The sequence below is a fragment of the Streptococcus sp. HMSC076C09 genome, assembly GCF_001837905.1.
In the GTDB taxonomy this organism is placed as follows: domain Bacteria; phylum Bacillota; class Bacilli; order Lactobacillales; family Streptococcaceae; genus Streptococcus; species Streptococcus parasanguinis_I.
Window position 1 is genome coordinate 273542 of record NZ_KV834651.1, and the last position, 13746, is coordinate 287287.

Consider the following 13746-nt stretch of genomic DNA (forward strand, 5'->3'; position numbering starts at 1 on the left):
CTGATGCTATCGATGTTTACACTATCAATTGTTCTTCAATACTAACGTTCTTAGGCTTGACCGATAATACGAACTTCTGGTTCTAAACGGACGCCTGAGTGAGCTTCTACTGCCTCAATAACATGGGCGATCAGGTCTTCGTAGTCCTTAGCTGTTCCATTGTCGACATTGACCATAAAGCCAGCATGCTTTTCAGAAACTTCCACACCACCAATTCGATAGCCTTTCAGACCTGCTTCGCTGATCAATTGACCTGCAAAATGACCGACAGGACGCTTAAAGACAGATCCACAAGAAGGGTATTCAAGGGGTTGTTTCAACTGACGAAGATGGGTCAACCGATCCATCTCCTGTTTGATTTGCTCGTGATTGCCTGGTGACAAAGCAAATTTGGCAGAGATGACGACAGCACCTGTCTCTTGAATCTTAGAATGACGGTAACCGAAAGCTAGTTCACTCGCTGACAGAGTTTCGATCTCCCCGTCTTTGGTCAAGACCTTACAGGATACTAGGACATGAGCGATTTCTCCCCCATAGGCTCCCGCATTCATAAAGACAGCACCACCGACACTGCCTGGAATGCCACTAGCAAACTCGAAGCCTTTCAAACTATGGTGCAATGCCACATGAGTGGTGTCGATGAGTTTAGCTCCTGCCTCTGCTTCGATCACATAACCATCCACACTGATATCTCGCAAGCGATCAAACATAATGACAAATCCCGGAATGCCCCCATCACGGACAATGATATTGGACGCATTGCCCAGGACCATCCATGGAATTTGCTCTTGGTTGGCAAATTGGACGATGCGTTTTAATTCGTATTGGTTGCGAGGGAAGGCTAAAAATTCAGCATTCCCACCGACCTTTGTATAGGTATAATGTTTTAATGGTTCTTGAAAACGGATATCAATCCCTTCAAGAATTTGATTCATTTTTTCATTCATCTTTCTGTCTGTTCTCTCTCTATAAAAATACAAACTATTATACCAAATTTTTGACTATTTTTCGACCCTAAAAAACAAAAGAAGACCTATAATATTCAGGCCTTCCTTTTACCATTTATTATGCAATTTTACGTGCGATAGCACGATTCTTTTGTCCATCCAGAGCTGATTTGACCGAAATCCAAGCACCACCAAGAGTAAAGACAGCTAGCAAGCCTAGATTCAAGTAAAATTTATCTGGGACGTCCCCTGAAAATGTCGCTTCATTGAGAAGCGTCCAGGACATATCAAATGGCAAATCCAGTTCACTCATAAGCGCCAAAGTATAATCTAATTGGTTGACCAAAAAGACGGTCAAGACCATCAAAATAGCTGAAACTACCACACCTTTTTTAGTCAATTTCTTACCAAGAATCTCATAACCTTTGATAGTACAATAACCGAGGGCAGCCCCTGCTAAAACAGATACATAGCCAAGACGCGCTACCAAGAGGGCAACTGCTCCACCGATGATTACACCGATCACAGCCCCTACAATCCCTAAAAGGAAGTTTTCTTCCCGCGCTTCATAAGCCTCAACTGTATCTTGCACTTCGGCTTGGTAGGCTCTAAAGGTTTCATCGTCGATTAAAAAGATCGCATCTCCAATTTGATACAGACCGATTGGCCCTTCCTCACCCGTTTGCGCATTCACTTGCACAAATTGGTGGTTGAGCAAGAAATCAACAATATCTTGGATAGCTGTCCATAAGGTTTCGACAGCCTTCCCTTTGGTCATTCCACCTTTGACTACGATCGAGGTCAAGTAACCATCAGAAGAGATGGCATTAATGGCTTTTGATTGTTCTTTCAATTCATTCCAAAGAATTTCACTTTCTTCGATCAAGTCTCCTTCGGAACCTTGTTTCACACTGAGTGAAATGGTAAATACATTCTTGGTTTGAGCGCCTTCAATGACTAACAAGAAGCCTTCACGCTCTCCATACATCACACGGGCTTCGCCATCAAATTGCAGTCCAAGATCGGTAGCAATACTATATAAATATTCTGGTTTCATGTTTCCCCCTAGATTTTCGGGAAAGCTTGAGCTTTTCCCCATACAGTTTCCATTCTACCATAGGAGAAGCAAAAAGGACATATACAAAAGTATACATCCTTTTTTCAATTGTGTTACATTCAGTCTTATTTCTCGACACGAACGCCAAATGTGTCGATTTTAAGTTGGAAAATCTGACCATCTAGCCCAAGTGCTGCGAGAGCTGCTACAAAGGATGCGACATGCTCTGGTGCCAAAAGGTTCATGATCGTTGGGCCTGCTCCTGAAAGATAGGTGGCATAAGCATCGTGTTGATGCGCAACTTCTTTTACCTGAGGGAATTCTTTGACCAAGGATTGACGATAGCGCTCGTGGAAATGATCTAACTCAATGGAGCGACCAGCCGTCTCCAAATCTCCCTTGAGAAGAGCCGCGATGGCCACATTGGCTACACTACTAGCTGCAACAGCTTCCTTATAAGACCATTCTTTCGGTAGGACATTGCGGCTATCGCTGGTCTTCAATTGGTAGCTCGGTACAAAGGCCACAAGGTCACAGCTTGGGAAGTCAGCCGTGACATATTGGACATCCTCACCGATATAGCTCGCAATGACCATATTCCCAAAGATAGCTGGAGCTACATTATCCGGATGCCCTTCGATCTCGGTCGCGATGCGTAATTTCTCAGCATCTGATAGCTGGAGGTTGGCTAATTGGTTGGCCAATTCAATCCCTGCTACAATGACCGAGCTAGAAGATCCAAGACCACGCGCCAAAGGCACTTCACTAGTCATCTTGATCCGATGGGGTTGCATATCAGTTGAGATAGAAAGAGCTGTTGAGAGCAAAAGGTTTTTCTCATCTGTCGGAATCCCTGCTCCAAGATCATGCTCAATGAACCAAGCATCAGCTGGTTCAAGGACTTCAATGGTCAAATAGCGAGTCACGGCAATCCCAACCGAATCAAATCCTGGCCCTACATTGGCACTGGTTGCTGGAACAATAATTTTCATGCTTATTCTCCCAAGACTTTAAAGGTATTCAAGAGTTCGAAATTCGCCTCTGAATCCAATTTTTCAACCAAGTTCTTGAATTGAGTTTGGTTAACTTGGTGAGTAATGATGACAACACTTGCATAGTGACCATCTGAGTCTTCTTGAAGGATTTGCTTGAAGGAAGCTCCTTCTGCATTAAAGATTTCCGCAAGACGCAAGATTTGACCAGTCGCATCTGGTGCTTTGATTGAGAAGTAATAATTGTTCTTCACGTCTTCTGGCTTAGCCAATTGAAGAGGGCGACTGTATTCATTGAAGGCTTTACCGATTGTTCCTTCTTTTAGTCGACGGACAATGCGAACGAGGTCGGCTACGACACTTGTCGCAGTTGGTTTTTGACCAGCACCTGGTCCGTAGTACATAGACTCACCAATACCGATGGATTCCACATAGACCGCATTCATGACATCATTCACTCCTGCGAGTGGATGTTGTTTTGGAAGGAAGGTTGGTGTTACTTCTGCTGCGATCCCTGACTCTGTTTCAACGATGGAGCCGACAAGCTTGATAACATATCCAAGGCTTTGAGCAACCGATACATCTTGAGGAGTGATTTGGCTGATTCCTTTGTGACCTACTTGTTCAAATTGGATATTCATCCCAAAGGCAAATTGACTCAAGATCACCATCTTGTAGGCAGCATCGATTCCTTCAACGTCGTTGGTTGGATCACTTTCAGCGTAACCAAGACGTTGCGCTTCTGCTAAAGCATCTTCATAAGTCCAGCCTTCTTCGACCATTTTGGTCATCATGAAGTTTGATGTTCCATTGACCACACCGAGCACTTTGGTCACCTTGTCGGAAGCAAGGGAATTCACCAAGGTCCGAAGGATTGGGATCCCACCAGCTACGGCAGCTTCATAATAAAGGGCCACTTGGTGTTTTTTTGCAATCTCTAGCAACTCACTTCCATGAACGGCAAGAAGATCTTTGTTAGCAGAGACTACGTGCTTCCCTGCTTCCAGCGCACGGGTGATAAAGGTCTTAGCTGGCTCGATACGACCCATCAATTCGACCACGATGGCAATGTCCTTGTCTTCAATGATCTCATCGACATTGGTCACAAAGTTGTAGTTATGACCAGCAGCTTGCAATTTTTCCTTCTCCGCATCATCTCGAACCAAGACCTTAGCGATCTCGATTTCATCTTGAGCTGCCTGAGTGATTTTTTCATGGTTTTCTTTTAATAAAAATGGTACGCCACTTGCAACAGTACCAAATCCTAGTAAGGCAATCTTAACAGACATCCTATTGACTCCTTGAATTTTCTATAGTAGCTCCATTATAACAAAAACTTGAGCGTTTGACAGCCAATTGCCTTAAAAATTCTGAATTTTCATGACAGGCTCTGCCTGTAGCAAGTTCTGGAAAAGAACATAGAATTTGTGGTACAATAAAGAAAATAATGAAAACGGTGACACTATGAGTAAACGAAGAGTACCTAAAAAAATCAAAGCCCTACTTGGAATCAATGCCCTCCTACTGGTCTGTATCTTTATTTGTAGCTTTCTTCTGATCAAACGGATCACTCAGCCGAGTGACGGGAATACCAGTGGCACTGCCATGACGCGCTCGCTAGATGAACACAGTTCCTCTATCGAGTGGACTCGGGTGAAAAAGCCGGTCAAACTGCCCATCCTCATGTACCACTCCGTGCACAATATGGCCGAGTCCGAAGCTGCCAATGCCAATCTGATTGTCGATCCAGAGACCTTTGAAAGCCAACTAAAGGCCCTGAAAAAAGCGGGTTACTACACCCTGACACCTGAGGAAGCCTATCGCATCCTCGCCAAGAATGAAGTCCCAAAAGGAAAGAAATTTGTCTGGCTAACCTTTGATGATGGCGTCGAAGATTTCTATACTATCGTCTATCCGCTTCTCAAAAAATATAAGATGACCGCCACTAACAATATCATCACGGACTTTACACAAAAAGAAAAAGAAAATGTCCTGACCTTTGACCAAATCAAAGAGATGAAAAAATCTGGCTTGACCTTTGAAAGCCATACGGTCAATCATCCAGACCTAGCCAATTCCAGTCTTGAGACCCAAAAGAATGAGCTGGTCGCTTCTAAACGCCTGCTGGATAAGGTGCTGGATCAAAATACCAGCGTTATCGTCTACCCATCTGGTCGCTACAGCCAGGTCACGATCGACCAAGCCAAGAAAGCCGACTACAAACTAGGCCTCACCACTAAAAATGGACTCGCCAGCTCCGCTGATGGCCTCTATGCCCTCAAACGAGTTCGGATCCTTCCAACCACTACAGGAGAGGATCTCCTAGCCATGATCCAAGAATAAAGAAAGACCCCTGTCTGAAATCATTTCAGACAGGGGTTCTTGTTAGAGTTCCTTCTCTAGTTCATTTAGAAAGGTGATTAAAAATTGATGGCGACTTTCTGCTATTTGTTTGGCAGTCTCCGTGTTCATTTCATCTTTTAAGAGGAGCAACTTGTCATGGAAATGTTGGACGGTATCAGTAAGGGGTCTCCCTTTGTGGCCACCATAGGAAAAAGTTCGCGCAATTCCTACAGCTCCTATCGCATCCAGCCGATCTGCATCCTGGACAATCTTTCCTTCTATGGTTTCTGGATGTTTACCACGATTTTTGCTGAAAGAAACAGCATTGATGACCCGACAAATCTGGTCGATTTGGTTTTTGGGAGTACCAATCTCTTCTAGAAACTTACGAGCATTCGCATTATTCTCCGTTTGAAACAATTTATCATCATCAGTATCGTGAAGAAGAGCAGACAAGCCCACTATCTCCAGATCACATGGACCTTCTGCTTGTGCGATTCTCATAGCATTGCTATAGACGCGGAGGGTATGCTCTACATCATGACCATCCGATCGATCAGCAAATAAGGTTTTCACATACTGCTTAGCAGCAAAAATTCGTTCTTCGATCATCGTTCTTGTCCTTTGTTCAATCTGTGCTCAGTTTTATCTATTCATTTGAACTAGTTATGGAGAGGCGCAGTTTACTTTAAAACCACCTCTCGGTGGTTCTTACTTCTTCTTTTGTGGAAAGAGGGGGAGACCTAACGTAGCGATTTTTTCAGCTGGGATCTTCATGCCATCCTTGATCCACTTGGAGATGACAGAGACAATAGCTGAGCTCCAGAAAGAATTGAGGTAGCTGCCAGCGCCATTTGAGGAGCTGCCATTTCGTTTCTCTAAAAAGTCATAGACTGCCTTGGTCAAGAGTCGCTCAAAATTGTAATCAATGGCCAGGCTGATAATCTTAGCTTCTTTCTTAACTTCCTTAAAAAGATAGACCCAGACTTGGTAGAGATCTGTCTTGAGGTTGTAGCCATCTAAAGACTTGGTAATCTTTGCGATACTAGATTGAAAGATAGACTCTAGAATCTCTTCTTTTGATCCATAATTGCGGTAAAAGGCCGCGCGAGAGACCCCAGCACGCTGAACCAGCTCAGAGATGGTGATCTTTTTCAGATCTTTTTTCTCCAATAGTTGCAGGAGAGAGATTTCGATGGATTCTCGTGTAATCGCATTGTTTTCTTGGTTAAATCGTTTGAGATTTTCCAAGGATTTCTCGGATATTTTTCTTTCTGCCATAACATTTACTTTCTATCTGTCTCACCTGATGATATCTGCTTGGATAGCATTGCACTTCATGATATAATTGTAAAAGAAGACAATCTACTTGTCAATGTACATTTTTATACAATTATGAGGTATGAACTGATGAAATGGAAAATTATTGCGGATTCAGGCTGTGACTACCGCTCTTTGGACAACCTGGCACCAGATACGGAGTTTGTCAGTGTCCCACTGACCATCCAAGTGGGTGATACCATCTATACAGATGATGCCCAACTTAATATTGATCAGATGATGGAGGAGATGTATGCGACTGCGACTGCATCTAAGTCTGCCTGCCCAAGTCCGGATGATTATATGAAGTCTTTTGAAGGGGCGGATAATATCTTCGTTGTTACCATCACAGGGACCCTTTCTGGTAGTTACAATAGTGCTGAGGTGGCCAAGAAAATTTATCTGGAAGAGCATCCGAATACCAATATTCACGTCATTAATAGCTTGTCAGCTGGGGGCGAGGTGGACCTAATCGTTCGCAAGCTCAATCAGTTGGTCGCTGAAGGTCTCGATTTTGATCAAGTGGTCGAAGTTATCACCAAATATCAAGAAAAAACCAAGTTGCTCTTTGTTTTGGCCAAGGTTGATAATCTGGTCAAAAATGGGCGTCTCAGCAAATTGATTGGAACGGTTGTCGGGCTCCTCAATATCCGTATGGTTGGGGAAGCTAGTAAGACGGGTACCCTCGAGTTGCTTCAAAAAGCACGGGGCCAAAAGAAAGCGATCAAGGCTGCTTTTGATGAATTAATCAAGGCAGGCTATAATGGCGGGCATATTACCATCGCCCACCGCAACAATGAAAAATTTATCGAGCAATTCTCTGCATTGGTTCGTGAAAAATTTGCCCGTGCAAACATCGAAGTCCTTCCTACTTCTGGACTTTGTAGTTTCTACGCCGAAGAAGGCGGACTCCTCATGGGCTATGAAATCTAAGTTATCACTAAAAAGAGGCTAGGACAAAAGTCCTAGCCTCTTTATTGTTTTTGGATTGTCGAGCAAGACGCAGTGGTTGAGTGGGCTCTACTACGCTGATTTCATCAGCTTTTACAGCCCTACTCAACTGTGCGGAGGTGGGACGACGAAATCGAATTCTAACGAATGACCGATTTCTGTCCCACTCTCTCTTTTTATTCTCCGATCTCTTGGTAGAGAGTGCGGATTTTTTTGCGGTAGATGGTAGAACTGATTGCTACTCCGACTAGCAGCAGGACACTATAAAGGATCACAGCCAGCAGAGTGCTGACGGAATGGTAAGTCCAAATGAAGCTGACAATAATCAAGAGAAACATCACAAAGAGAAAGACAATCAAGAGAATGGACTGAAGGGCTGCATTCCCACGATGACGAGTCATTAACTCCGTGATATTGGTCCAATTGGTGCTAAAATTTTGAAAATCTTTGACATAGTCTATAATGCAGAACGGAATGGTGGTCACAATCCAGATCAGCAACATGGCAAGGATGGCCAAGGGATGCACGCCAAAATAGAGACAAACGCCAAGCAAAAGAAGGTCCGGAAGGATGGATTGCACCAAATAGAGCAACCAAAACTTCATAAAGAGATAGCGCTTGAAATCAATAGGGAGCGATCTCAAGTACTCAAAGTTTTCACGCTCCAGCGAAATACCGATACTGGTCAAACCTCCAAAACTATTGAAAACACCGATCAAGAAGGCAACAAGGGCCAGTGGCACCAGATACTGGGGTGTCAAGTAAGGACTGAGGCCGCCTATATTCTTCGATGCTCCTGCTGCTCCACTGAGGAGAAAAATATATGGCAGAATGCTCATCATCAAGAGAACTTGCACCATAAGGGTTCCATCGCTCAAGAGTCTGCAATGATACTGAATGACAAATCGTCTAAAAGAGTCTTTCTGACCCACATGGATCGCTCTCACGCGCTCTTTGACGGTTTGGTTGGTCGAAACCGCAAGGGCTGCATCATAAAACTGCGGGATCACAAGTTTACGAACCAGGCCGATCAAGACCAATAGCACCGCGATCCAGCCCAAAACGCCAAGGATCGCTCCTCCCTCAAAAGGATGGAGGATAAACTGATGAAAGGCCGTAAAAGGTGGAAATAGAATGGGAATATCCGTTCCACCCGACACCTCTACCCGGTGAGTTTGGACTAGATTTAGATAAAGATAAGCGCCTAGACTGAGGAGGGAGCCGATTCCGACCATGATGTTGGAGACCAGGGTCGTGTGTTTTTTGAAAAAGAGGGTCTTAGTGATCAGATGGGATAGGATGATCGTCGCTAAAAAGAGAACGCCTAAGAGAATTAAGGCACAAAAGAGGCCTAGCAGGATCCCTAACGGATTGAAGCCGCCTGCTTGGACAGGCAGGATCAGAAAATAGCTGACCAAGGGAAGGATAGCCATGAGAAGGGTCAGGATGACCGAGATACTCTTTCCAGCAATGACTTCCGCATCTGAGAAGGCATATGGCCGGTAAAACTGGAGGTCCTTGCTTTCATAAAAGACATTGTAAAAGCTCATAAAGCCTTGGGAAATGGTCATCAAGGAAAAGAGGGCCACCATATTGACAAAGAAGGCTGATTGGTGGACAAAATCATAGATACTAAAGAGCAAGCCAAATATGAGGAAATAGACTAATCCTAAAAAGAGGTAGTTGAGCACCGATTTGCGGGCGACATTGAGTTTGACGTCTGGTTTTTTGGCCTGTTTGGCACGTAATTTTGCGATCTGAGCGGGCTGACTGGCATAGATGATATTGACATTGACAAGCTGCTGGATAATCTTAAGACGCATGATCGCCACCTTCTTCCTTACGACCCGCTAAGCTGAGATAAATACTTTCCAGACTTTTTTCGGGGTGCTGGCCCTTTAATTCCTCGATCGTCCCATAGAAAATGAGATTTCCCTTTTTAAGAATGGCGATTTTATCACAGAGTTGTTCAGCCACTTCTAAGACGTGGGTAGAGAAAATAACCGTCTTGCCCCGATCCGCATGCTGACGCATCATTTGTTTTAAATCGTAAGAAGCCTGTGGATCCAAACCGGTCATGGGTTCGTCCAAGACCCAGATATCTGGATCTGACAAGAGGGCTGCAATAACAAAGACCTTCTGGCGCATCCCATGTGAAAAGGATTCAATCACTTCATAGCGGTGGCTCTGAAAATCAAAGATCGTAAGAAGCTCTTCTAATCGTTGATCACAGTCTTTCTGACTCATATCATAAGAGGTCGCAACCAACTCCCAGAATTCATTGGCTGTGAGACGCAAGAAAAGATCTGGCGAATCTGCCACATAACCGATCTTCTTTTTGATCGCCAGTCGATGGCTATAGAGGTCCTGACCATCCACTTCAATTGATCCAGTGGTTGGGGTGATGACACTGACCAGGCTCTTAATCGTCGTTGACTTTCCAGCTCCGTTGTGACCAATCAAGCCGACAATTTGTCCATCTTCGATGGTCAGATCCAAGTGGTTGAGGGCAATGTGCCCATCGTAATCTTTGGTAACTCCGTGAAATGTAATCATGTTAACTCCCTAATTGATCCTCGTTGGGACCGTTTTTCTTATTCTGTTGATAAGCGATCATCGAAATGGTAGAGCAATTCTAGCAGATAGTTTGGAATGGTCTCCAAGAAGTCTTCTTTGTAGACCCGCTCTCCTCGCTTATGCAATTCTTTGCCCCAAGGGCCTAGATTGACCGCTGGAACCTGAATTTGAGCAATTTTTTCCAGATCCAGATCATAGACCTGGGCTGGTGTAGCTAGGCTATCTAGGACGACTTGATAAGAGGCCACATCCTTTTCCAAGGCACAATAACTGGTGTCGTTAATCCCCATAAAGTATTCTTCCACTTTCAAGAGGTAACCTCTTTGGTCCAGATACTCGCGGTAATCAGTGATGAGGGACACGATATTGAAATCGGTATTGTCTAAAAAGCGGCAGTTCATGGAAGGATAATATGGGGGCGCAAAACCAATAACCACCATAGGATCCTTATCTCCGAGAAACTCAAGGAGTCGCTGGATTTGCTGAATCGCAAGGCCCTGGTAGCTGGTCCCATTACGAAAATCTTGCTCCGCTTTTTTATTAGAAGCTTCTCTAAAGTCTTGGTAGCCCTCTAAGGCTTGGCAACGTTCCTCTAGTTCTTGATAGGTGATGACTCTTGGCCTTGCAATAATATGTTCTTGGCCAGCCTGATCCTGCAAGTGCTCATACTTCTTGTAGAAGGCGTCCAAGGCCTCCTGACTAAGCTCATAGATTCGTTGCAAGAGCTCTTGGGGTGTTTTCTTCAAATGCAACACACTGAAATAACCAGCCGCATACAGCACGGTCGATACATCGTACTGCTCCTTCAAATCTCTGAGATAGGACCAAGAAGGAAGGGGAGACGTTTCTCCCAAGGCCTGATCTGCCAGATCGGGATGAAGATCTAGCTGGCTTGCGATGGCTACTAGGAGCGACAAGGCATTGATCCCTTTGAGGGGCTCCTTCATATGGGACAAGACACCTTGCGCCACAACGACCGGCATGAGTTTGCCGACTGTGCCAATGTGAAGGACCTTTTCTTTTCCTACTTCTGATTCAAAGGGTTCTGAATCCACTGCTAATACATAATTGAGATCAAAGGTTTCCTGCAAATCTGTGAGGAGGCCCAAGGCTCCTCGCATCCCACGTGAATAGGATTCCTCATCTCCAACAGAGAGATAGAGCAGATTGACCTGACCTTCTGAGGGAGCTGCTGCATAGGCTTCCAGAACTCCCAATTGCAGGGCCAAGGCTGCTTTCATATCGCAAGAGCCTCTGCCAAATTTCCATTCTCCAGAAGCTAAATCTGCCTGCATATCGGGTCGCCTATCCAATGTTTTCAAGGCTTCTGCTACTTGATCAGAATCGAGCGCGATCTCCGACAAATTTCCATAGTCTTCTAAATCGACTGTATCATGGTGGTGGAAAAGGATAACTGTTTTTTTCTTGCCCTTATCAACCAAGGCCCAATTGACCGACCGATGCAAGTGATCCTGTGGCACCTGATAGCGCCCAAAATGGTCCGGATGTTCCTTGAAATAGGGGATCTGGCCAATCCGTTGATCCAGATAGGCTTCGATTGCTTGCTCTGTCTCAGTATTGGTGAAGCTCGGAATGGCCAAGGCTTCGGTAAAAATCCTTTCGATGCTCTCTCTATTGGTGGTTTTCACTTTCAAACCAATCCTCCTTTGTTATGATCAAACTATAAAATGAATAGAAATATATGTACCGGACTGATATTTCTACGTAAATAAAATGCTACTTTTTATATTCTCACTTCATTTCTTTCATGTATGCGATTTCTTTTCCAGAAAGGGCTTGCTTCCAGCGCAAACGTTTGTCGCATCCAACTATTTTTGGTAAAATAGGGACATTCACATGAAAGAAGAAATAAAAATGGAAAATCAAACCTTAATGCAATATTTTGAGTGGTATTTGCCCGCTGATGGGAACCACTGGTCGCGTCTTGCTGAAGATGCGCAACACTTAGCAGACTTGGGTATTCGCAAGGTCTGGATGCCGCCTGCCTTTAAAGCTACTTCTAACAATGACGTTGGGTACGGAGTCTATGACCTCTTTGATTTGGGCGAGTTCGATCAAAAAGGAACGGTTCGCACCAAATATGGCTTCAAAGACGATTATCTTCAAGCCATTCAAGCCCTCAAAGATGCAGGGATTCAACCAATGGCCGATGTCGTTCTCAACCATAAAGCTGCTGCCGATGGCTTAGAGGAATTCGAGGTCGTTGAGGTGGATCCAATGGATCGAAACAAGGTCCTCACTGAGCCCTTCACCATTCAAGGATGGACCAAATTCACCTTTGATGGCCGAAATGGCGCCTATAATGACTTCCACTGGCATTGGTACCATTTCACCGGTACGGACTACGATGCTTCTCGTAATAAGAATGGAATCTACCAAATCCAAGGGGACAACAAAGGTTGGGCTCATGGAGATCTGGTAGACAAAGAAAACGGAAACTACGATTACCTCATGTACGCCGATATCGATTTCAAACATCCCGAGGTTGTAGAAAATCTCGATCAATGGGCTGAATGGTTTATCGAAACGACAGGGGTTGAGGGCTTCCGTCTGGATGCAGTCAAACACATTGACTCCTTCTTTATGAAGAATTTCATCCACAATATTACCAAAAAATATGGTGAAGATTTCTACGTCTTTGGTGAATTTTGGAATGGGGACACAGAAACCAACGATGAGTACTTGGAAAGCATTGATTACCTGTATGACCTGGTCGACGTAGCCCTCCACCAAAATCTCTTCAGAGCTAGTCAAGAAGGTGAAAATTTCGACCTGCGAACTATTTTTGACGGAACACTAGCGCTCAATCATTCTGAAGAAGCCGTAACCTTTGTGGACAACCATGATACCCAACGAGGACAAGCCTTGGAATCTACCATTGAAGAATGGTTTAAGCCTGCAGCCTATGCCTTGATCTTACTTCGTGAAGCTGGTTTGCCTTGTGTCTTCTATGGAGACTACTACGGGATCGAGGGCAAATTTGCGCAAGAAAGTTTCCAAGAGGTTCTCGATCGCCTCTTATGGGTTCGTAAAGATCTGGCCTATGGGGAACAAACGGACTACTTCGATGATCCTAATTGCATTGGTTGGACACGTTCAGGTTCAGAAGAATCAGCACCAATCGCCTGCTTGATTTCCAATAACCAAGCTGCTACAAAAATCATGGAGATCGGCTCATCCTACGCAGGTCTCACCTACTATGATGTCCTAGAAAATTGTAACGAAACCGTCCAAGTCCAAGAAGACGGTACTGCCGAATTCCCAGTGGCAGAGCGCTCCGTCAGTGTCTGGGTAGCCCAAAATACAGAGGGGCAATAACCTTTATATGTAATGTTCTCCTAGGATCTACATCTTCCTAGGAGAATTTTTTCCTGTAAAAATTTTATAGGAAATACAGCTTCATTTTAGCACTATAAGAAAGCGCTGTCAATGGGTATCGCGTCTATTTGAAAGAAATAAAGAGCATCAAAAAAAGCTGGAAAAAATTATCCAGCCTTCGATGTTTGATAGAAATAACTGTATGACGCAGTGGTTGATT

12 protein-coding genes are annotated in these 13746 nt (G+C 44.4%); 3 read left to right on the forward strand and 9 right to left on the reverse strand.

Translation table 11 applies throughout. The annotated features are described in order from the left end of the window. Window positions 1–50: 50 nt before the first annotated feature. From murB to HMPREF2704_RS10255, 4 genes are all read right to left on the reverse strand, one after another. Window positions 51–947, reverse strand: coding sequence for a UDP-N-acetylmuramate dehydrogenase (murB, locus tag HMPREF2704_RS10240; RefSeq protein ID WP_045759572.1), 897 nt, complete (start codon window positions 945–947; stop codon window positions 51–53). A gap of 118 nt (window positions 948–1065) precedes the next feature. Further along, window positions 1066–2046 (reverse strand): hypothetical protein, encoded by a 981-nt coding sequence (locus tag HMPREF2704_RS10245; protein ID WP_070846559.1) that lies wholly within the window; start codon window positions 2044–2046, stop codon window positions 1066–1068. Window positions 2047–2129: 83 nt separating this feature from the next. Then, window positions 2130–2996: a homoserine kinase gene (thrB, locus tag HMPREF2704_RS10250; protein WP_070594957.1), complete on the reverse strand. Its 867-nt coding sequence runs from the start codon at window positions 2994–2996 to the stop codon at window positions 2130–2132. Between the two features lie 2 nt (window positions 2997–2998). After that, window positions 2999–4285: a homoserine dehydrogenase gene (locus HMPREF2704_RS10255; protein WP_070846560.1), complete on the reverse strand. Its 1287-nt coding sequence runs from the start codon at window positions 4283–4285 to the stop codon at window positions 2999–3001. Between the two features lie 175 nt (window positions 4286–4460). Between HMPREF2704_RS10255 and HMPREF2704_RS10260 the strand changes: the two genes are divergently transcribed. Beyond that, entirely contained in the window at window positions 4461–5339 is an 879-nt protein-coding gene (locus HMPREF2704_RS10260) for a polysaccharide deacetylase family protein (RefSeq protein WP_070846582.1), read from the forward strand. 42 nt (window positions 5340–5381) lie between these two features. Here HMPREF2704_RS10260 and HMPREF2704_RS10265 read toward each other — a convergent pair whose 3' ends face one another. Further along, a complete protein-coding gene (locus HMPREF2704_RS10265; RefSeq protein ID WP_070846561.1) occupies window positions 5382–5951 on the reverse strand; it encodes an HD domain-containing protein in 570 nt (189 codons plus the stop codon). A gap of 99 nt (window positions 5952–6050) precedes the next feature. After that, complete coding sequence (locus tag HMPREF2704_RS10270; protein WP_037599347.1) at window positions 6051–6620, reverse strand: TetR/AcrR family transcriptional regulator; 570 nt, start codon at window positions 6618–6620, stop codon at window positions 6051–6053. A gap of 129 nt (window positions 6621–6749) precedes the next feature. On the opposite strand from HMPREF2704_RS10270, the gene HMPREF2704_RS10275 reads away from it, so the two are divergent. Then, on the forward strand, window positions 6750–7592 hold the full coding sequence (locus HMPREF2704_RS10275) for a DegV family protein (protein ID WP_070846562.1): 843 nt from the start codon (window positions 6750–6752) through the stop codon (window positions 7590–7592). Between the two features lie 194 nt (window positions 7593–7786). On the opposite strand, the gene HMPREF2704_RS10280 is transcribed toward HMPREF2704_RS10275, so the two are convergent. From HMPREF2704_RS10280 to HMPREF2704_RS10290, 3 genes are read right to left on the reverse strand one after another with little or no spacing between them, the layout of a single operon-like run. Then, window positions 7787–9433, reverse strand: a complete 1647-nt coding sequence (locus HMPREF2704_RS10280; protein ID WP_070846563.1) for a hypothetical protein — start codon at window positions 9431–9433, stop codon at window positions 7787–7789. Next, window positions 9423–10166, reverse strand: a complete 744-nt coding sequence (locus HMPREF2704_RS10285; protein ID WP_070466157.1) for an ABC transporter ATP-binding protein — start codon at window positions 10164–10166, stop codon at window positions 9423–9425. Before HMPREF2704_RS10285 ends, HMPREF2704_RS10280 begins: the two co-directional genes overlap by 11 nt. Window positions 10167–10204: 38 nt before the next feature. After that, window positions 10205–11836 (reverse strand): M20/M25/M40 family metallo-hydrolase, encoded by a 1632-nt coding sequence (locus HMPREF2704_RS10290; RefSeq protein WP_070466693.1) that lies wholly within the window; start codon window positions 11834–11836, stop codon window positions 10205–10207. Between the two features lie 208 nt (window positions 11837–12044). Here HMPREF2704_RS10290 and HMPREF2704_RS10295 point away from each other — a divergent pair, with 208 nt between their 5' ends. After that, on the forward strand, window positions 12045–13526 hold the full coding sequence (locus HMPREF2704_RS10295; protein WP_081103056.1) for an alpha-amylase: 1482 nt from the start codon (window positions 12045–12047) through the stop codon (window positions 13524–13526). The last annotated feature ends 220 nt before the right edge of the window (window positions 13527–13746 follow it).